The 20897-nt window shown below is 72.7% G+C and carries 14 protein-coding genes; 9 read left to right on the forward strand and 5 right to left on the reverse strand.

Annotated features, from left to right (window positions below):
• Positions 1–94 precede the first annotated feature (94 nt).
• Positions 95–1432: a PhoH family protein gene (locus tag BCL65_RS08085; protein ID WP_106266871.1), complete on the reverse strand. Its 1338-nt coding sequence runs from the start codon at positions 1430–1432 to the stop codon at positions 95–97.
• A gap of 440 nt (positions 1433–1872) precedes the next feature.
• Between BCL65_RS08085 and nhaA the strand changes: the two genes are divergently transcribed.
• Positions 1873–3069: a Na+/H+ antiporter NhaA gene (gene nhaA / locus BCL65_RS08090; RefSeq protein WP_243400854.1), complete on the forward strand. Its 1197-nt coding sequence runs from the start codon at positions 1873–1875 to the stop codon at positions 3067–3069.
• Between the two features lie 121 nt (positions 3070–3190).
• Entirely contained in the window at positions 3191–3685 is a 495-nt protein-coding gene (locus tag BCL65_RS08095; protein ID WP_106266875.1) for a hypothetical protein, read from the forward strand.
• Position 3686: 1 nt separating this feature from the next.
• Here BCL65_RS08095 and BCL65_RS08100 read toward each other — a convergent pair whose 3' ends face one another.
• Complete coding sequence (locus BCL65_RS08100) at positions 3687–4589, reverse strand: LysR family transcriptional regulator (protein ID WP_106266877.1); 903 nt, start codon at positions 4587–4589, stop codon at positions 3687–3689.
• 132 nt (positions 4590–4721) lie between these two features.
• On the opposite strand from BCL65_RS08100, the gene BCL65_RS18500 reads away from it, so the two are divergent.
• Together BCL65_RS18500 and BCL65_RS08110 are read left to right on the forward strand one after the other, a co-directional pair.
• Complete coding sequence (locus BCL65_RS18500; protein ID WP_106266879.1) at positions 4722–6236, forward strand: 3-oxoacid CoA-transferase; 1515 nt, start codon at positions 4722–4724, stop codon at positions 6234–6236.
• Positions 6233–7453 carry an acetyl-CoA C-acetyltransferase gene (locus tag BCL65_RS08110; protein ID WP_106266881.1) on the forward strand — a complete coding sequence of 407 codons (1221 nt, stop codon included), beginning with the start codon at positions 6233–6235 and terminating at the stop codon, positions 7451–7453. The genes BCL65_RS18500 and BCL65_RS08110 overlap by 4 nt, the downstream gene beginning before the upstream one ends.
• A gap of 34 nt (positions 7454–7487) precedes the next feature.
• Here the strand turns inward: BCL65_RS08110 and BCL65_RS08115 are convergent, their stop codons facing one another.
• Both BCL65_RS08115 and BCL65_RS08120 read right to left on the reverse strand, forming a co-directional pair.
• Positions 7488–12272, reverse strand: coding sequence for an NAD-glutamate dehydrogenase (locus BCL65_RS08115; RefSeq protein WP_106266883.1), 4785 nt, complete (start codon positions 12270–12272; stop codon positions 7488–7490).
• A 94-nt stretch (positions 12273–12366) separates the two neighbouring features.
• Complete coding sequence (locus BCL65_RS08120) at positions 12367–13878, reverse strand: XRE family transcriptional regulator (protein ID WP_374956672.1); 1512 nt, start codon at positions 13876–13878, stop codon at positions 12367–12369.
• 138 nt (positions 13879–14016) lie between these two features.
• On the opposite strand from BCL65_RS08120, the gene aceA reads away from it, so the two are divergent.
• The 5 genes from aceA to BCL65_RS08145 all read left to right on the forward strand — a co-directional run bounded on the left by aceA (position 14017) and on the right by BCL65_RS08145 (position 19874).
• The gene (gene aceA / locus BCL65_RS08125) at positions 14017–15366 is read left to right on the forward strand and encodes an isocitrate lyase (protein ID WP_106266887.1); all 1350 of its coding nucleotides are present in this window, start codon (positions 14017–14019) and stop codon (positions 15364–15366) included.
• 64 nt (positions 15367–15430) lie between these two features.
• Positions 15431–17164, forward strand: a complete 1734-nt coding sequence (gene aceB, locus BCL65_RS08130; protein WP_106266889.1) for a malate synthase A — start codon at positions 15431–15433, stop codon at positions 17162–17164.
• 148 nt (positions 17165–17312) lie between these two features.
• Positions 17313–17783: a hypothetical protein gene (locus tag BCL65_RS08135; protein ID WP_106266891.1), complete on the forward strand. Its 471-nt coding sequence runs from the start codon at positions 17313–17315 to the stop codon at positions 17781–17783.
• A gap of 94 nt (positions 17784–17877) precedes the next feature.
• On the forward strand, positions 17878–18303 hold the full coding sequence (locus BCL65_RS08140) for a hypothetical protein (RefSeq protein ID WP_106266893.1): 426 nt from the start codon (positions 17878–17880) through the stop codon (positions 18301–18303).
• Positions 18304–18386: 83 nt separating this feature from the next.
• Entirely contained in the window at positions 18387–19874 is a 1488-nt protein-coding gene (locus BCL65_RS08145) for an HNH endonuclease signature motif containing protein (protein WP_106266895.1), read from the forward strand.
• Between the two features lie 136 nt (positions 19875–20010).
• Here the strand turns inward: BCL65_RS08145 and BCL65_RS08150 are convergent, their stop codons facing one another.
• Positions 20011–20886 carry a PKD domain-containing protein gene (locus BCL65_RS08150; RefSeq protein ID WP_125206505.1) on the reverse strand — a complete coding sequence of 292 codons (876 nt, stop codon included), beginning with the start codon at positions 20884–20886 and terminating at the stop codon, positions 20011–20013.
• Positions 20887–20897: the final 11 nt, after the last annotated feature.

Consider the following 20897-nt stretch of genomic DNA (forward strand, 5'->3'; position numbering starts at 1 on the left):
CTTACCTCACCTGCTACGGTCGGCATCACGCGTGAGGCGCGCCGCCGTGTGCGCGGGGCTGGGGGGTTCCACCAGGACGGCGCGCCTCCGCGGGTCAGATCTCCAGCGACTCCAGCATCTCGGTGACCAGCGCCGCCACCGGCGACCGCTCGGACCGGGTCAGCGTGACGTGCGCGAACAGCGGGTGGCCCTTCATCGCCTCGATGACCGCCGCGACGCCGTCGTGCCGGCCGACGCGCAGGTTGTCCCGCTGCGCGACGTCGTGGGTCAGCACCACGCGCGATCCCTGGCCGACGCGCGACAGCACCGTCAGCAGCACGTTGCGCTCCAGCGACTGGGCCTCGTCGACGATGACGAACGCGTCGTGCAGCGAGCGCCCGCGGATGTGGGTCAGCGGCAGGACCTCGAGCATGTCCCGGTCGATGACCTCCTCGACCACCGCGGGCGAGACCAGCGCACCCAGCGTGTCGAACACCGCCTGCGCCCAGGGGTTCATCTTCTCGGACTCCGTGCCCGGCAGGTAGCCGAGCTCCTGGCCGCCGACGGCGTACAGCGGCCGGAACACCAGGATCTTGCGGTGCTGGCGGCGCTCGAGCACCGCCTCCAGCCCCGCGCACAGCGCCAGCGCCGACTTCCCGGTGCCGGCCCGGCCCCCCAGGGACAGGATGCCGACGTCCGGGTCGAGCAGCAGGTCGATGGCGATCCGCTGCTCCGCGGAGCGGCCGTGCACCCCGAACACGTCCTGGTCGCCGCGGACCAGGCGCACCTGCTTGTCCGCGGTGACGCGCCCGAGCGCCGACCCGGCGGACCCCTGGATCACGAGGCCCGTGTGGCACAGCAGCGGGCCCGCCTCCTGGACGACCTGCGGGTCGAGGGACGCCAGCTCGACCGTGGAGCCCTCGTACAGGGCCCCGACCTGGTCGTCCGTCATCGTGATCTCACGCATGCCCGTCCAGCCGGAGTCCACCGCCAGCTCGTGGCGGTACTCCTCCGCGCGCAGCCCGACGGCGGAGGCCTTGACGCGCATCGGCAGGTCCTTCGAGACCACCGTGACGTCTCGCCCCTCGGCCGCCAGGTTGGCCGCGACCGACAGGATCCGCGTGTCGTTGTCCCCCAGGCGGAACCCGGCGGGCAGCACCTCCGGGTCCGTGTGGTTCAGCTCGACCCGGAGCGTGCCGCCGTCCGTGCCGATCGGCACGGGCGCGTCGAGGCGCCCGTGCTGGATCCGCAGGTCGTCGAGCGCCCGCAGTGCGCTGCGGGCGAAGTAGCCGAGCTCGGCGTGGTGCCGCTTGGCCTCCAGCTCGGTGACGACCACCACGGGCAGGACGACGTCGTGCTCGGCGAACCGGTGGATGGCTCGCGGGTCGGACAGCAGGACGGACGTGTCGATGACGAACGTCCGCAGGTCGGTGCTGGTGTTCTCAGTGGCCACGATGTGCTCCTCGCGCAGAGCGGGACGGTGGTGTGGGCGGGCGACCGGCCGAGCGCACGTCGTGCAGCGGAGCCGGGGCCGGCCCTCCTGCGCGGAGCGAGCACTCCATCAGATGGCCTCCCGAGGACGCACAGGGAATGCGTCCTGAGCGTCACGCTACGACTCCGACGGCGTGACGGACGTCACGGGACCGGCGCGTCGCGAAGTCGTCATCCAGAGTTCACGCCCCGGGCCCGCCGGGTGCCGGCCGGTAGGCTGTGGCGAGGTGAGCCGGGAAGTCTGGTCGGCGGTACCGGCTGCGACGCCGGCTCGAACCACGCCCGAACGAACAGGAGCCTCCCCTGAGCACCGACGTCGACACCCAGACCTTCGGACAGCGCCTGTCCCGCTTCCTCTCCCGGGAGACCACGGGCGGCGCGCTCCTCATCGGCGCCGCGATCGTGGCGCTGATCTTCGCCAACTCACCGTGGCGGGAGGCGTACACGACGCTCACCGAGACCGTCGTCGGCCCCGCCTACCTCGGCTCGTTGTACATCCACCTCGACCTCTCGCTCGCCTCGTGGGCGGCGGACGGGCTGCTGGCGATCTTCTTCTTCACCGTCGGCCTCGAGCTCAAGCACGAGTTCGTCGCCGGGTCGCTGCGCAGCCCCAAGCAGGCCGGCGTGCCGATGCTGGCCGCGGTGGGCGGCATGGTGGTGCCGGCCGTCTTCTACGTGGTTGCGATCCTCGTCCTGGGTGACTCCAGCGCTCTGCACGGCTGGGCGATCCCGACGGCCACCGACATCGCGTTCGCGCTCGCCGTCCTCGCCGTCTTCGGCAAGGGCCTGCCGGTCGCGATCCGTACCTTCCTGCTCACCCTCGCGGTGGTCGACGACCTCCTGGCGATCATCATCATCGCGGTCTTCTACACCGAGGCCATCCACGGGGCGTGGCTCGGCGCCTCGCTCGCCGTCGTCGCGGTGTTCGCCTGGTACATCCGGACGCGGAACCCGCGCTGGTGGGTGCTCGTGCCGCTCTTCGTCGTCGCGTGGGCCTGCATGCACGCCTCAGGCGTGCACGCGACGATCGCCGGCGTCCTCATGGGCTTCGCCGCCACCGCGCGCCCGATCCACGGAGAGACCGAGACGCGGACGCACCGCTACGAGCACGCGATCAAGCCCTGGTCGCAGGGCCTGGCGCTGCCCCTCTTCGCGTTCTTCTCGGCGGGGGTCAACCTGGTCGACGGCGGCGGCCCGGCCGAGATCCTCGGCCAGCCCGTCGTCCTCGCCATCGTGGGCGGTCTCGTGGTCGGCAAGCTCCTCGGCATCCTCGGAACCACCTGGCTCGTCACGCGGGTGACCCCCTTGCGGCTCGCCCAGGGCATCGGTGTGCGCGACCTGCTGCCGGTCGCCCTCCTGGCGGGCATCGGGTTCACCGTGTCGCTGCTCATCGCCGAGCTCTCGTTCGGGCACGGCTCGGAGCACACCCTGGGTGCCAAGGCGGCCATCCTCATCGCGTCCGTCATCGCCGCGACCCTGGGCGCGCTCACGCTGCGCTGGGACGCCAAGCAGGAGCGCGGGCCGGACATGAACCGCGACGACCTGCCGGACGAGGTGACCACGGTCATCGGCGACGAGGAGGACCGCAAGGAGCACTGAGCCCCGCGGCCCGGCCGCGGGTACCACGGCCGGGCCGCCCGCCGCGCCCGCGGTCGCGACGACCGGGACCACCGGCCAGACTCGACAGTGCCCGCACCCCTACCACGAGGGACGGAGAGACATGTCGAGCACGAGAACACGCCCGCTCCTGCTGCCGGTCCTGGTGACAGCCGCCGTCGTCTCGCCACTCACGGCGTGCGGCGACGAGGCCCCGGCACCTGGCGCGGACGTCACGGTGGAGGACGTCGCCGAGGCGGACCTCGGCGACGACAGCGACGTCGAGCCTCCCCTCGAGGGGCGGGAGGTCAGCGTCCGGGGCCAGGTGCTGGAGATCCTCGACCCCGGTGCGTTCCTGCTCGGAGATCCGGGAGTGCTCGAGCCGAGGGTGCTCGTGATGAGCACGTCGACCGACTTCGACGACCTCGGCCTGGCGGTGACCCACGCCGTCGTGGAGGACGCGACCGTCGTGGAGGTCACCGGCACCGTCCGTGAGCTGTCCCTCGGAGAGTTCCAGGAGGACTACGCCATCCCCTACCAGCCGGAGATCTTCGAGGAGTACGCCGGCAAGCCGGTGATCGTCGCCGAGCGCCTGGAGGTCCTCGAGCGGCAGGAATGACTCACGCCGAACGGCCCAGCAGCGCGTCCCGCTGCACCTCCACCTGCCGCCGCAGCGCCACCAGGACCGCGGCGACGGCAGGTCGGCGCCACGACTCGGGGTGCACGAGCGCCCGGTAGGGCAGCCGGTCGCGGACCTGGTCGGGCAGCAGCCGGACGAGGTCGCTGTGCCGGTCGGCCGCCAGGCATGGGACGAAGCCGACCCCGGCGCCTGCCCGCGTGGCCTCCACGTGCACGAACACGTTCGTGGACGTCATGGCGTCACGGATGCCCGGCACGAGCCGGCGCGGGGTGTCGAGGTCGTCCACCTGCAGCATCGAGTCGATGAAGTGCACGAGCCCGTGCCCGGCCAGCTCGGCGACGGTCTGCGGCGTCCCGTGCTCGGCGAGGTAGTCGCGCGAGGCGTACATCCCGAGCTCGAACTCGCCGAGCGGCACCACCTGGGCCCGCGGCGCGGGGGCGTCGCCGACCACCACCTCGATGTCGACCCCCGACCGGTGCTGGGCGGGACGCCGGGTCACCGTCACCGCCTCGACCGTCAGGTCGGGGTGCTCGCGGCGCAGCCCGACGACGGCGGGCGGGACCACGTAGGCGCTGAACGCGTCGGTGGCGGTCATCCGGACCACGCCCGTGACCGGGTCGGCCTCGCCGTCGTCGGCGACGAGGCGACCGACGGCGTCGGAGACCGCCTCGGCGGCGCGGGTCGCCCGCTCGCCCAGCGCCGTCAGCTCCCACCCGTCCGTGCCGCGCACGAGGACCCGGTCGCCGAGGCTGCGCTCCAGGGCGGCGACGGTCCGCGCCACCGTGGTGTGCGTGACACCGAGCTCGGCGGCCGCAGCGGTGTAGCGCCCGGTGCGCGCGACGGCGAGCAGGACGAGCAGGTGGTCGGCGGACGGTGTCGGCATGGCTCCACGGTAGCCCGCTGTGCATTCGTGCACAGCGGGTGTGCCTCGATGAGCGTTGCGCGCACATGGCGCGCCTGTGACCATCGGAGGACCATCAGAGACGCCCTGTCGACGACGACGCCGGAGGTTGCCATGCCCACCGCCCCGCACCCGGGACCCGACAAGGTGCTCTCCTCCGCCGCCGACGCGGTGGCCGACATCCCCGACGGCGCCTCTCTCGCCGTCGGCGGCTTCGGGCTCTGCGGCAACCCCGTGGCGCTCATCGAGGCGCTGCTCGACCAGGGCACGCGCGACCTGTGGGTCGTGAGCAACAACTGCGGAGTCGACGACTGGGGCCTGGGGGTCCTGCTCGGCGCGGACCGGATCCGCCGGATCACGGCCTCCTACGTCGGAGAGAACAAGGAGTTCGCGCGCCGGTACCTCGCCGGGGAGCTGCAGCTCGAGCTCACCCCGCAGGGCACCCTCGCCGAGAAGCTCCGCGCCGGCGGGTCCGGCATCGCCGCCTTCTACACGCGCGCCGGCGTCGGCACCCAGGTGGCCGACGGCGGCCTCCCGCAGCGCTACGACGCCGACGGCGGGGTGGCCGTCGCCTCGCCGGCGAAGGACGTGCGGACCTTCGCCGACCCTTCAGCGCCGGACGGCTCCGAGACCGAGTACGTGCTCGAGGAGGCGATCCGCACCGACTTCGCCCTGGTGCACGCCGCGAAGGGCGACCGGCACGGCAACCTGGTGTTCCACCGCTCGGCGCGCAACTTCGCCCCGCAGGCCGCGATGGCCGGGCGCGTGTGCGTGGCACAGGTCGAGGAGCTCGTCGAGCCCGGCGATCTCGACCCGGACGAGATCCACCTGCCGGGCGTCTACGTGCACCGCGTGGTGGTGGTCGGCACCGGGATCGAGAAGCGGATCGAGAAGCGCACCACCCGGCCCGACGTCGCGGCGTCGGCCCCGGAGACCGCGCCGCCAGAGGACGCCGCACCTCGCCGCGGCCGGAGCCGGGACCAGATGGCGGCCCGGGCTGCGGCCGAGCTCGCCGACGGCTCGTACGTCAACCTCGGCATCGGCATGCCGACGCTGGTACCGAACCACGTCCCGGCCGGGCGGCACCTCGTGCTGCAGTCCGAGAACGGGCTGCTCGGCGTGGGCCCGTACCCGACCGAGGACGAGGTCGACCCGGACCTGATCAACGCCGGCAAGGAGACCGTCACGCTGCTGCCGGGCGCCTCCGTGTTCGACGCCGCCACGAGCTTCGGCATGATCCGCGGCGGCAAGATCGACGCCGCGATCCTGGGCGCCATGCAGGTGTCCGCCACCGGCGACCTCGCCAACTGGATGATCCCCGGCAAGATGGTCAAGGGGCCGGGCGGCGCGATGGACCTCGTCAACGGTGCACGGCGGCTGATCGTCCTCATGGACCACACCGCCCGCGACGGCTCGCCCAAGATCCTGCCCGCGTGCACGCTCCCGCTCACCGGACGCGGCGTCGTCGACCGCATCATCACCGACCTCGCCGTGATCGACGTGACCGGCGACGGCCTCGTGCTGCGCGAGCTCGCTCCCGGGGTGACGGCCGACGAGGTCGTCGCGGCCACCGGGGCGCACCTGCGGATCGACCCCGACCTCGACACACCCCGAAAGGTTCAGTCATGACCAGCACCACCGCACCACGACCCGACGACGTCGTCGTCGTCTCCGCCGCCCGCACGCCCCAGGGACGGCTCGGCGGCGCCCTCGCCACACTGTCCGCCGTCGAGCTCGGCGCCGTCGCCGCGCGCTCGGCCCTCGCCGCGGCCGGGGACCTCGCCGAGGACGTCGACGCCGTGGTCCTCGGCCAGGTGCTGCAGGCCGGCGCGGGCCAGAACCCGGCCCGGCAGACCGCCGTCGCCGCCGGGGTCTCCCTGGGCGTCCACGCCGTGACCGTCAACAAGGTCTGCCTGTCCGGGCTGACCGCCGTCGTCGACGGCGCACGCCTGCTGCGGACCGGCGAGGCGTCGGTCGTGCTGGTCGGCGGCCAGGAGTCGATGACCAACGCCCCGCACCTGCTGCCGGGCGCGCGGGCAGGCTTCCGCTACGGCGACGCCACCCTGCTCGACGCCGTGGCGCGGGACGGGCTGTCCGACGCGTTCGACGGGCAGGCGATGGGCCTGAGCACCGAGGAGCACAACGCCGGGGACGTGTTCGTCTCCCGCGCGGAACAGGACGAGGTGGCCGCGGCCTCCCACCAGCGGGCCGCCCGGGCCGCGAAGGACGGCGTGCTCGCCGGCGAGATCGCGCCCGTCGAGGTACCGCAGCGGCGCGGCGAGCCCGTCGTCGTCTCCTCGGACGAGGGGGTTCGTCCGGACACCACGGCCGACGCGCTCGCCCGGCTGCGGCCCGCGTTCTCCGCCGACGGCACGCTGACGGCGGGCAACTCGTCGCAGATCTCCGACGGCGCCGCGGCACTCGTGCTGACCACCCGGGAACGCGCAGAGGCGGCCGTGGTACCCGTGCTGGCCACCGTGCGGTCGGCCGGCCAGGTCGCCGGGCCGGACACCTCGCTGCACTCCCAGCCCGCCCGGGCGATCAGCGCGGCGCTGGCGCGCGAGGGCTGGACCCCGGACGACCTGGACCACGTCGAGATCAACGAGGCCTTCGCCGTCGTGGCCGCCGTGTCGACGCGGGCGCTGGGCCTCGACCCGGAGATCGTCAACCCGCATGGCGGCGGGATCTCGTTGGGACACCCGATCGGGGCCTCGGGCGCCCGGCTGGCCGTGCACGCCGCCCACGAGCTCGCGCGGCGTCGCGCGGCCGGGGAGGACGGGCTCCGCGCCGCCGTCGCGCTCTGCGGCGGTGGCGGCCAGGGCGAGGCGCTGCTCCTCGAGGGCTGACCGACCCACCCTCGTGCGCTGCGGCCCGCGGGCCTCAGCGCACGAGAGACCGGAGCTGGCGCAGCGCCACGGAGAGCGTGGCGATCCCCGGCCGCTCGACGGCGCGGGCCATGGTCAGCGCCTCCATGGCCCGCACCGCTGGGGCGCCGCCGCCCTCGAGCCACTGCTCGAACCGCTCGGCGGGGTCCCCGGAGCCCGTGCACTCCAGGACCGAGGCCGTCAGGGCGATGGCCACGGCGTACACGTCGTCGCGCAGCGCGGCGCGCGCCATCGAGTCCCAGCGGTCGTCCTGGGGCAGCCCGGAGACGTCGGTGAGCATGTCGCCGATGCCGAGGCGGCTCGTCACCGTGAAGTAGGTCCGCGCCACCTGGTCGAGGTCCCAGCCACGCTGCGACGCCAGCTCGGCGACGTCGAGCAGCGTGAGCGAGCCGAGCAGCCCGGCCCCCCGCCGGGCGAGCTCCGGGCCGCAGCCCGCCGCCTCGAGGCTGGCGACCCGCTCCCGGAAACGGTCCAGCTCACCGCTCTGGAGGAGCTCGTCCAGCTGTCCGGCGTAGGCGCGGACGGGGCCGGCGTAGGCCTCGATCTCCGCGCCGACGTCGACCCGGTCCGAGCGGTGCCGCACGAACCACCGGGCGGTGCGGTCGAGCAGCTGGCGCAGCTCCAGGTAGAGATCGGTCTGCACGCGCGCCGCGACCACGTTGTCGGTGGCCTCCACCGCGGCGACGAACCCGCGCAGGTCGAGGATCTCCCGGGCCGCGACGAAGGCGCGGGCGATCTGCTCCGTGGGCGCCCCGGTCTCGTCCTCCGCGCGGAACGCGAAGGTGATGCCCCCGCGGTTGACCATCGAGTTCACCACGGAGTTGACCACGATCTCGCGGCGCAGCGGGTGGTCGGCCAGGTCCTGCGCGTACCGTTCGGTGATCTCGGCGGGGAAGTAGTCGGCCAGGGTGCGGACGAACCAGGGGTCGTCCGCCAGGTCGGTCGCGGTGAGGTCCGCCTTGAGGGCGAGCTTCGCGTAGGCCACGAGCACCGCGAACTCCGGCCGGGTGAGCCCCTGCCGCTGGGCCACGCGCTCGGCGACCTCCGCGCCGTCGGGCAGGAACTCCAGCTCGCGGTCCAGCTCGCCCCGTCCCTCGAGCCACTGGACCAGTCGCTCGTGCACGGGGAGCATGGCGGCCGCGTTCGCCCGCGAGTTGCCCAGCAGCACGTTCTGCTCGTAGTTGTCGCGGAGCACCTGCTCCGCGACCTCGTCGGTCATGGACTGCAGCAGCTCGTTGCGGTCGTCGATCTCCAGCCGGCCGTCCCGCATCACGGCGCCGAGCAGGATCTTGATGTTCACCTCGTGGTCGGACGTGCCGACACCCGCGGAGTTGTCGATGGCGTCGGTGTTGATCTGCACACCGGCGAGCGCCGCCTCGACCCGGCCACGCTGGGAGACGCCGAGGTTGCCGCCCTCCCCCACGACCCGCACCCGGAGGTCGGCGCCGTCCACCCGGATCGCGTCGTTGGCGCGGTCACCGATCTCGGCGTCCGTCTCGGTGGAGGCCTTGACGTACGTGCCGATGCCGCCGTTCCACAGCAGGTCGACGGGTGCCAGGAGCACCGCTTTCTTCAGCTCTGCCGGCGTGAGACGGGTGACGCTCGGGTCGAGGCCCAGGGCCTCGGCCATCTGCGGTGTCACCGGGACCGACTTCGCCGACAGGGGAAACACTCCCCCGCCCGCCGAGACGAGGTCCCGGTCGTAGTCGGCCCACGAGGACCGCGGCAGCTCGAAGAGCCGGCGCCGCTCGGCGTACGACGTCGCGGCGTCCGGGTCGGGGTCCACGAAGACGTGCCGGTGGTCGAACGCGGCCACGAGCCGGATGTGCTCGGAGAGCAGCATGCCGTTGCCGAACACGTCCCCGGACATGTCCCCCACGCCCACCACGGTGAAGTCCTGCGACTGCGTGTCGTGGCCGAGCTCCCTAAAGTGCCGCTTCACCGACTCCCACGCACCGCGGGCCGTGATGCCCATGGCCTTGTGGTCGTAGCCGGCCGACCCGCCGGAGGCGAAGGCGTCGTCGAGCCAGAAGCCGTACTCGCGGGAGATCGCGTTCGCGATGTCCGAGAAGGCTGCCGTCCCCTTGTCGGCGGCGACCACGAGGTACGGATCGTCACCGTCGTGGCGCACCACGCGCTCCGGCGGCACGATGTCGGTGCCGTCCCGGTTGTCGGTGACGTCCAGCATGCCCCGGATGAAGGTCCGGTAGGCCTCCTGGCCCTCGGCCAGCCAGGCGGCCCGGTCGCCGGCGTCGGGCAGCTGCTTGGCCACGAACCCGCCCTTCGAGCCGGTCGGGACGATCACCGCGTTCTTGACCATCTGGGCCTTGACCAGGCCGAGCACCTCGGTGCGGAAGTCCTCGCGCCGGTCGCTCCAGCGCAGGCCGCCGCGTGCCACCTTGCCGAACCGCAGGTGCACGCCCTCGACACGCGGGGAGTACACCCAGATCTCCGCCATGGGGTGCGGTGGCGGCAGGTCGGGCACGCGCGAGCAGTCCAGCTTCATCGAGACCCACGGCTTCGGCTCGCCGGCGGCGTCGCGGACGTAGAAGTTGGTGCGCCAGACGGCGCCCACGACACCCACGAAGGCCCGCAGGATGCGGTCGTGGTCGAGGCTGGCGACGTCGTCCAGGCCGGCCAGCAGCGCGTCCGTCGCCTGCTGCGCCCGCTCGGCGCGCTCGGCGAGGTCGGCGTCGAGGTCCGGGTCGAAGCGCACCGCGAACAGCCGCACCAGGTCGGCGGCCATCTGCGGGTGCGCGACGAGCGCCGCGTCGATGTACTCCGTCGAGAACGCCGAACCGGCCTGGCGCAGGTAGCGCCCGACGGACCGCAGGACGACGATGTCGCGCCACGGCAGCCCGGCGTGCAGGACCAGCGCGTTGAGGGAGTCGCTCTCGGCGTCGCCGGACCAGACGGCGCAGAACGTCTCCTCGAGGGCCGCGGCCGTGCTCGCGTCACCCCACAGGGCCGGGTCGGGGACGGTCAGCCCGAAGTCCGAGATGTGCCGGGTCTCGCCGTCCGGGAGGCTGATCGTGTACGGCCGTTCGTCGATGACGTCCACGCCGAGGTCCGTCAGCAGCGGCAGCACCTGCGTGAGCCGGTGCTCACGCAGCGACGCGAGGGTGAGCCGGCGCACGCTCGGGTCCTCCCCGTCCGGCGCGTAGAGGTGCACCGCGATGGGGTGGTCCTCGGTGAGCCCGTCGAGGCGCGCCATGTCGCCGACCGCCGACTGCGGGGTCACCTGCTCCTTGTACGCCTCCGGGAAGGCGGACCCGTAACGGCTCAGGATCTCCGCCGCAGCCTCCTCGCCGTGGACGTGGTGCAGCTCGTCGACGACGGCCGCCTCCCAGGTGCGGATGACGTCCTCGAGACGCCGCTGCAGGTCCGCCTCGTCCACGGCGGGGATCCCGGCGTCCCGCGGGACGCGCACCACGAAGTGCAGCTGGGCCAGCGGCGAGTCGTCCACGCGGGTGGTGTGCTCGACCCGCTCCGCGTCGAACGCGTCGCGCAGCAGCGCCTCGATGCGCAGGCGCACCGTGGTGTTGTAGCGGTCGCGCGGGAGGTACACCAGGGCGGAGACGAACCGCCCGAACTCGTCGGTGCGCAGGAAGATGCGGGTCCGGCGGCGCTCCCGCAGGCGGGTCACCTCGCCCGCGACCTCGGCCAGGTGCTCGGCGGTGTCCTGGAACAGCTCGTCCCGCGGGTACTGCTCCAGCACCTGCAGCAGGTCCTTGCCGGAGTGCGACGTCGGCGCGTGGCCGGAGGCGCGCAGCACGGCCTTCACCTTCGGCGCGACGATCGGCAGGGTCAGCACGGACGAGGCGTAGGCGGCGGACGTGAACATCCCCATCAGCCGGCGCTCGCCGGTGACGTTGCCGGCGTCGTCGAAGGTGCGCACGCCGACGTAGTCGAGGTACACGTCCCGGTGGACCGTCGCGCGGGAGTTCGCCTTGGTGATGGTGAGCAGGCGCGGCTCGCGCGCAGTCCGGCGCGCCTCCGGGCGCAGGTGGACGACGGCGGGGCTCGCCTTGCGCAGGATGCCCAGCCCCGTGTGCGGCAGGGGTCGCAGCACGTCCTCGCCGTCCACGGCGTCGAGGGTGTACTCGCGGTAGCCGAGGAACGTGAAGTGGTCCTCCGCCAGCCAGGTGAGGAACTCCACGGTGGGTGCGATCGACGCCGGGTCGACGCTCGCGGGCGGCTGGACGCGCAGGTCCGTGCAGATGTCGAGGCAGGCCCGGCGCATCGCGGACCAGTCGTCCACCGAGCTGTGCACGTCGGCCACGACGTCCTGGAGCCTCGCGACCAGCGCCTCCCGCTCCTCCTGGCCGGCGATCCGGTCCGTCTCCACGTGGATCCAGGACTCGAGCCGCCCGCCGTGGGCGCCGATCTCCAGCAGCTCGCCGTCGTCGTCGCGGCGGACGGCGAGCACCGGGTGCTGCAGCAGGTGCAGCGTGGAGCCGTGCCGGGCGATCGCCGCGTCGACGGAGTCGACGAGGAACGGCGCGTCGTCCGTGCAGACGTCGACGACGGTGCGGCGCGAGGTCCAGCCGTCCTCCCGCACGGTCGGGGTGAAGACCCGCACGAGGGTCTGCCCGGGCGCGCGGTGCGACGCGAGCTCGACCGTCGAGGCCGCGGCGCCGACGACGTCGCGCGGCTCCCGCTCGACGAGGTCCTCCGCGGCGTAGGCCTCCAGCAGCCGGCGCGCATGGCGACGGAGCTCGGACGGGAGACCCTCGACGGCCTCCAGGACCTGCGGGTCGGAGACGGCGACGTCGGTCATGTACCTCTTCGTTCTGCGTGGTGAGCGGGCCGTGCCCTGGTGATCTCGATGCTATCCAAGGGGCCTGGTCTCGCCAGGCGAGACCGCCGGCGCCTCACTCGGCCGGGGCGTGCCGCTCGAGGAACTCGTAGACCTCGGTGGTGTCGACGCCGGGGAACGCGCCGGACGGCATCGCCGCGAGCATCGAGGCGTGCGGCCGGGCGCTGGGCAGCGCCTGGCCCGCCCAGCGCTCGGCGAGGGGCTGCGCGGGCTGGCGGCAGCACGAGTCGTCCGGGCAGCGCGAGGTGGACCGCGCCGTCGTCTCCCGCCCCAGGAACCACTTGACCTGCGAGTACGGCACGCCCACGCTCACCGAGAACCGGCCGTCCGGGGTGTCGGAGACGCGGGAGGTGCACCAGTAGGTCCCCGTCGGGGTGTCGGTGTACTGGTAGTACGGGCTGAGCCGGTCCTGGATCCCGAACACCACCCGGGCCGTCCACTGCCGGCACACGTGCTGGCCCTCCACGGTGCCGAGGGCGTCCGCGGGGAACCGCACGCCGTCGTTCTCGTACGCCTTGTGGATGGCGCCCGACTCGTGGACCTTCATGAAGTGGACCCCGATGCCGAGGTGCCGCGTGGCGAGGTTCGTGAACCGGTGCGCCGCCGTCTCGTAGGACACGGCGAACGCGTCGCGGAGGTCCTCGATGGAGATGGCGCGGGCGTCCTTGGCCTCCCGCAGGTGCTTGACGGCGTCCCGCTCGGGCAGCAGCAGCGCCGCGCACAGGTAGTTGGCCTCCACCCGCTGGCGCAGGAACTCCGCGTAGTCGTCCGGCTCGGCGTGCTCGAGCACGTGCGAGGCGAGCGCCTGCAGCAGGGCCGACCGGGCGTCCGAACGCCCCCGGATGCCGTTGCTCGGCAGGTAGACCCGCCGGTTGCGCCGGTCGATGACCGCACGCGTCGACTGCGGCAGGTCCGGCTCGTAGTGGATCGTGAACCCGAGGTGCGCGGCGACGTCGACGGCGGCCCGCTGCGGCATCGGACCGTGCGTGTGCCCGACGTCGTCCAGCAGGGACCGCGCGACGATCTCCAGGTCCGGGAAGTAGTTGTCCTGCGCGCGCATGTCGGCGCGGAGCTCGGTGTTGGCGCGGCGCGCCTCCTCGGGCGTCAGCGCACGCTCCCGGTGCAGCCGCTCGAGCTCCGCCTGCAGCGCGACGATCGCCTCCAGGGCGTCGCTCGGCAGCGACTTGCCCACCCGCACGGGCCGGACGCCCAGCGCGGAGAAGAGGGGGCCTCTTTGCACTCGCTCCAGCTCGATCTCGAGCGCGTCGCGGCGCGACGGCGGCTCGGGCGAGAGCAGGTCGTCCACGCTGGTGCCCAGGGCCCGGGCCACGGCCTGCAGGCGGGCGATGGTGGGTTCGCGCTTGCCGTTCTCGAGCATGGAGACCTGTGACGGCGCACGTGAGATGGCGTTTCCGAGCTCGCCGAGGGTCATTCCCCGACGGGTCCGCAGGTGCCGGATGCGCCGGCCGATCGTCAGGGCGTCGGGCTCGCTGCCGGTCGGGGCCGGCGTCGGGGGCGCCGCGCCGGTCCGGTTCGTCGTCGTGATGGCCATGCTCCAGCGTGACATGGGCCACTGCTTCTGGGAAGCAGAAGAATGCTGATACTTCTTCTCACGAATCCTGGCCGCGGGGGTTGCGCAGGGCGCAGAGTCGTTCTCGAGGGCACCTTCCTCACGACGAAGGCACCACGACCGGAAGGCACGATCATGACCGCGACGCTCGAGACCGGCTCCACGAACGGCACCACCTCCGCACCCGCTCAGGGCACCCGCCCGGGCGACCAGGTCACCACCGCGGCGGCGCTCGCCGAGCAGTGGGCGACCGACCCGCGCTGGTCGGGCGTCGTGCGGGACTACTCGGCCGAGGACGTCGTCGCGCTGCGTGGGTCCGTGGGCGAGGAGCACACCCTCGCGCGCCGCGGCTCCGAGCTGCTCTGGGAGCTGCTGCACACCGAGGACTACGTCAACGCGCTCGGCGCGCTGACCGGCAACCAGGCCGTGCAGCAGGTCAAGGCGGGCCTCAAGGCCATCTACCTGTCGGGATGGCAGGTGGCCGGCGACGCGAACCTCTCGGGACAGACCTACCCCGACCAGTCGCTCTACCCCGCCAACTCGGTGCCCGCCGTCGTGCGACGCATCAACAACGCGCTGCTGCGCGCCGACCAGATCGATGTCGCCGAGAACACGGAGGACGGACCGTCGCGCAACTGGCTCGCGCCGATCGTGGCGGACGCCGAGGCCGGGTTCGGCGGTCCGCTCAACGCCTACGAGCTCATGAAGTCGATGATCGCCTCGGGCGCCTCGGGCGTGCACTGGGAGGACCAGCTCGCCTCGGAGAAGAAGTGCGGCCACCTGGGCGGCAAGGTGCTCATCCCCACCAAGCAGCACGTGCGGACCCTCAACGCGGCGCGCCTCGCGGCCGACGTCTCCGACGTGCCGAGCGTCATCATCGCGCGCACCGACGCCGAGGCCGCCACGCTGCTGACCTCCGACGTCGACGAGCGGGACCGGCCCTACCTCACCGGCAACCGCACCGCCGAGGGCTTCTACGAGGTGACCAACGGCATCGAGCCCTGCATCACCCGCGCCCACGCCTACGCGCCGTACGCCGACCTCATCTGGATGGAGACCGGCACGCCGGACCTCGACCTCGCCCGTCGCTTCGCCGAGTCCGTCAAGGCCGAGTTCCCCGACCAGATGCTGGCGTACAACTGCTCGCCGTCGTTCAACTGGAAGAAGCACCTCGACGACGACACGATCGCGAAGTTCCAGCGCGAGCTCGGGGCGATGGGCTACAGCTTCCAGTTCATCACCCTGGCGGGCTTCCACGCCCTCAACCACTCCATGTTCGATCTGGCCCACGGTTACGCCCGTGAGCAGATGACGGCCTACGTGCAGCTGCAGGAGGCCGAGTTCGCCTCCGAGACCCGCGGCTACACCGCCACGAAGCACCAGCGGGAGGTCGGCACCGGCTACTTCGACCGCGTGTCGACGGCGCTCAACCCTGACGCCTCCACCCTCGCGCTCGCCGGCTCCACCGAGGCCGCTCAGTTCTGACTCACCCGTTTCCCGCCGCCGCGGGGTCCCACCCCCGCGGCGGCCCTCCCAGGAGGAACCTGCCATGACGATCACCGACCTGCCCCGCTCCACCCGCTCCGCCGGTTCGCCGGCCACGCCGCCCCGCGGCATCGCGCTGTCCGACTCGGCCACCGTGGCCGAGGGCACCATCGACGTCGTGGGCCCGCTGGAGCCCGGGTCCGACGAGATCCTCACGCCGCAGGCCCTGGAGTTCCTGGCCCTGCTGCACGACCAGTTCGCCGACGCCCGCTGCGAGCTGCTGCTGACGCGGCAGCGCCGCACCCGGGAGATCGCGGACGGCGCCGACCCGGACTTCCTGCCCGTCACCCGGCCCGTGCGGGACGACCCGTCGTGGCGCGTCGCGGGTAGCGCCGGGGCCCCCGGGCTCGCCGACCGGCGCGTCGAGATCACCGGACCCACCGACCCGAAGATGACGATCAACGCGCTCAACTCGGACGCCAAGGTGTGGCTGGCCGACGCGGAGGACGCCCAGTCCCCCACCTGGTCCAACGTCATCACCGGCCAGCGGGCGCTGCGCGACGCGATCCGCGGCGACCTGACGTTCGAGGCGCCGTCGTCGGACGGGGGCCGCACCCCGGGCAAGCAGTACGCGCTGCGTACGTCCGAGCTGACCGAGATGCCGACCATCGTGTTCCGGCCGCGGGGCTGGCACCTGTTCGAGTCTCACCTGGCGTACACGGGGACGGACGGCTCCACGCAGCCCGCCTCGGGCTCGCTGGTCGACTTCGGGCTGTACTTCTTCCACAACGCGCGCGAGCTGATCGAACGCGGGCGGGGGCCGTACTTCTACCTGCCCAAGCTCGAGGGGCACCGCGAGGCGCGGCTGTGGAACGAGGTCTTCGAGCTGGCGCAGGACGCCCTCGGCATCCCGCGGGGCACCGTCCGCGCCACGGTGCTCATCGAGACGCTGCCCGCGGCGTTCGAGATGGAGGAGATCCTCTACGAGCTGCGCGAGCACTGCGCCGGGCTCAACGCCGGGCGCTGGGACTACCTGTTCAGCGTCATCAAGTGCTTCCGCAACCGCGGCGACTCCTACGTGCTGCCCGACCGCGCGCAGGTGACGATGACGGCGCCGTTCATGCGGGCGTACACCGAGCTGCTGGTCGCGACGTGCCACCGCCGCGGGGCCCACGCCATCGGCGGCATGAGCGCCTTCATCCCGGACCGGCGCAACCCCGAGGTGACGGAGCAGGCCTTCGCCAAGGTCCGCGCGGACAAGGAGCGCGAGGCCGGCGACGGGTTCGACGGCTCCTGGGTGGCGCACCCCGACCTCATCCCGATCGCCCGCGAGGCGTTCGACGCCGTGCTCGGCTCGGCCGAGAACCAGGTGGAGAGGCTGCGCGACGACGTCACGGTGGGCCAGGCCGAGCTGCTCGACGTGGCCTCGGCCCGGCGGGAGGGTGCGACCATCACCGAGGAGGGCCTGCGGACCAACATCTCCGTGGGGGTGCGGTACATCGCCTCGTGGCTGCGGGGCGCCGGTGCCGCGGCCCTGGACAGCCTCATGGAGGACGCCGCGACCGCGGAGATCTCGCGGTCGCAGGTGTGGCAGTGGATGCACTCCGGGACCGTCACGGCCGACGGGGTGACGATCACCCGGACGCTGTGCGACGCCATGCTCCGTGAGTTCCTGCAGTCCACGCCGCGGACGCGCGGGGACCGGCTCGACGAGGCCGCGGCGATCTTCCGCGAGGTGGCGATGGGTGACGAGTTCCCGCCGTTCCTCACGACGAGCGCGTACGCCCGCTACTTCTGACGCCTCCCCTTCGTCGCCGAACGTCGAGGTCCGGACCGGAATGGATGCCCATACCGGTCCGGACCTCGACGTTCGCGCGCCGGGCCTGTCACGTGAGCCGAAGTCGTCCCGTAGCGTGCGGGTACCGGAGAGCGACGAGGGGACACTCATGGGCGCTGGCCGACGCGACCGCATCTGGACCTGGCTGCGGGTCGGGGCGATCCTGGCCGTCGCCTGCGTGACGGGGGCGCTCGCCACCGTTTTCGCCTGGGTGTGGACCGACGAGCTGGTCGACGGAAACGATCTGGCTTACGACGACCTAGCCGGGACGTGGTGGCAGGGCGCGTCAGCGGGGGCGCTACCGACCGCGTTCGGGCTGAGCCTGTGTGCTGTGCTCCTCATCTACTCCGGCCTGGCGTGGTGGTGGCCGATGCTGCTCGTCCTCGCATCCGGGGCGGTCGGTGCCGCGCTGGGTGCTACCGAGCGATTCCCGTACGGACTACCCGCCAGAACGTGGGTGGTGTGCGGGGCGCTGCTGCTCGGCGCCCTGGTGGGTCTGCTGCTCAACGCCCAGACGGTGCACTCCGCCGGCAGAGATGACCGACGCATGGAGATCGCCCGAGTCCGCGGGCGTCGCTGAGACGGGCGCCCGAGACCATCCACAGGGAGGGCTCGGGGCCGAAGCTTGTGGACGAGGCCTGCGGGCGGCGGCCCGGCTCGGCAGGGTAGCGGACATGAACCTCACCGCATCCTTCCGCCCCGGCGACAAGGTGGCCGACGACGGCGCCGTCCTCGAGCTCGCCACCTTCTTGTCCGGCGGGGTCCTCCCCCGCGAGCGCGTCCTCACCCTGAGCTGGCTCGACGCGGACGACCGCGTCACCGGCATCGCGGTGCCCGTGCGTGATGTGCCCGAACGGCCCGGCTCGGAGGACGCCGCCCGGTTCGGGAGCGTGATCGCGTCGGTGACGCAGCAGTCGGTGCCGGGCGGCTCCGTCGTGGCGATGCTCGAGCGGCCCGGCGAGCAGTCCGTGACCGCGGCCGATCGCGCCTGGAACACCGCCCTGCGCACCCAGGCCGCCGAGCGCGGGTTCCGGTTGCACGGCCTGTTCGTCGCCGCCGGCGGTGCCGTGCGTCCGCTCGCTCTCGACGACGCGGCCTGACTGCTCCACCTCTGGCGAGGGGCCGGAGCCGACTCGTACGTGTGTTCGAGTGAGTGTCGGTGGCTGCTGCTTGACTGGTCACCATGACGACGCACCAGGACGACGGCGGGCCGGGCCACGGCCCGAGCCTCGATGCCGCGCTGGACGCCGCCGCCGCGGAGCAGGTCGCGGTGAACCAGGCGGCGGGCCGCCGCACCATGGCACTTGGTCGGGCCCTTGCCGCGGCCCGGTCCGAGCCCACGGCGATGCTCGACGTCGCGGTCGCCCGCGTGGCATCGACGACGGCGCAGCGGCGCGCGCAGGTGGCGCACCGTGCGCTCGTCTCCGAGGTGGCGTGTGCACTCGGCGTGAGCGAGCACCGCGCACGCGCACTGCTCGCAGATGCCGAGGTCCTGGCCGACCGCGCTCCGGGCACCATGGCGGCGCTGTGCGCCGGCCGCATCTCCTACCAGCACGCCGCCAAGCTGGCCGACGGCGTGGCCGACCTGCCGCCGTCGGCCGCCGCCGAGGTCGAGGCAGCCGTGCTGGAACGGGCCGCGTCGCTGCCGCCGGGTCGGTTCGGCGCGCTGGTGCGCACGGCCAGGGACCGGCTGCACCCGGTACCCGCGGAGGTGCGCCGGGAGGCCGCCGCACTGAAGGCCGACGTCTGGCTGGACGACGGCAAGGACGGCATGTCATGGCTCACCGCGCACGTCCCCACGCCCGTGGCCCACGCGGCGTACGACCGTCTCGCCCGTACCGCGGCGGGGGCGAAAGCCTCTGGTGATGCCCGCGGTACGGGGCAGCTGCGCGCCGCCACGCTGGCGGCGCTCCTGCTCGACGGGCAACCGGCTGGCGATGAACCCGGGCCGGCCGCTGGCTGCCCGACGACAGCGCCGTCGTCGGTGCAGCCACCCGGCACACCAGACTTTCTCGTGACGCTGGCACGCGGCGTCCGCCCGATCGTCCACGTCACCGTGCCGATACAGACACTGAGCGGCGACGGCGAGCAGCCCGGCACGCTCAACGGGGCCACGCCGGTGGACGCCGAGGCGGCACGGCACCTGGCCGCCCGTGCGCCCACGCTGCGACGCGTCCTGACCGATCCCGTCGACGGCGCGATGCTCACCGTGGATCGCCGACGCTACGTCGTCCCGGCAGACCTCCGTGCGTTCCTGACTGCCCGCGACGTCACGTGCCGTTTCCCTGGCTGCGCCGTGCCCACGGCACGCTGCGACGTCGACCACACGGTGGACTGGGCCGACGACGGTACCACCGACGCCGGGAACCTCGCCCACCTCTGCCGCGCGCATCACACGCTCAAGCACGAGAGCCGCTGGACAGTCGAGCAGCTCGACGGCGGGGTGCTGGCCTGGACATCACCGCGGGGCCGCACGTATCTCACGAGCCCTGGCGCTGCTGACCATGCGATCGGACAGCTCGACGGCTGGGCGGCCGAGGCGGCGTCCCTCGCGGCAGAGCTGGTCCCCGTGCCGAACTCCGGCGGCGACGAGACATCGACCGGCCCGCCAGATCCTCGGGCCGGCCCGGCGCCCGGTCGGCACGAATCAGGGATCGACCCGCCCTTCTGAGGCACGGTCGTGGGCGACGTTCTCCTGCGCCGGACGGCATGCCGACCCGGTGCCAGGTGGAGGCTTCCCCGGGTTGGACGTCGGCCGGGTTGGACTCTGGACCTTGGCCAGGGTCGGACGCTGGTCAGGACGCCACTCAGGGCTGCACGAGTCGGACCTCGGCGTCGTGAACCTCGATCGGGTAGGTGGTGTCGGTCGTGGTGGCTTCGCCGGGAACGTCGGTCCAGGTGGGGGTGCCCGTGATGCGAAACTGGCCGTGCCACGTGGTGGTCAGGCTCACGGTGTAGGTGCCGGGCGCGGGGTACGGCAGGTGGATCGCGGTGTCGGTGTCCCACTGTCCACCGGGGTGGTCGGTCACCACGGGATCGGTGCCGTCGCCGGCGTCCCAGGTGTACTCGGCCGGCACGGCGCGGATCTCGACCGGCACGCCGAGCAGGTTCGTGGCCATGACCTGCGGGGTGTCGTCGGTGCGGGGGTGCACACCGAAGTTGACGATGGCCCAGTCACGCTCGACCTGCAGGGTGACTTCGGCCGGATCGATGGGCATGGTCTTGAACTCGCGGGTGGCGGCCGCGAGGAGGTCGGCGGGAGTGACGCAGGCGCCCTCGTCGATCAGCTGTGGAGGTGTCTGGGCACCTCCGGGCTGGTTCGTGACAGCCCAGAGTCCGGCCAGCTCGTAGGAGTCCTCGTCGCACTCCAGACCGTCGTAGGCGATCTCGGTGCCTTCGGCGCAGACGTCCGCCAGCACGGTGTAGTCCAGGTCGCGCAGCCAGCACTGATGGACGGTGGCCCGGAAGTAGACCGTGTCCGAGTCTGCTCCGTCGCCGCCGGAGCCATCGATGGCCGCTTGCTGCTCTTCGAGAGTCGAACCGACTGTGACACTGGGGTCCTGACTATCCGCCACCCTCCCGTCGTACGGATTGGCGTCGGCAGCCTCTTGGACTACGGTCGACACAAGATTTGGACCGGTTGCGACCAGCGGAGATGCGATGAGGGCCACCGTCGCTGCCATCGCCACTGAGT

The organism is Isoptericola halotolerans, from assembly GCF_003003075.1.
GTDB lineage: Bacteria > Actinomycetota > Actinomycetes > Actinomycetales > Cellulomonadaceae > Isoptericola > Isoptericola halotolerans_A.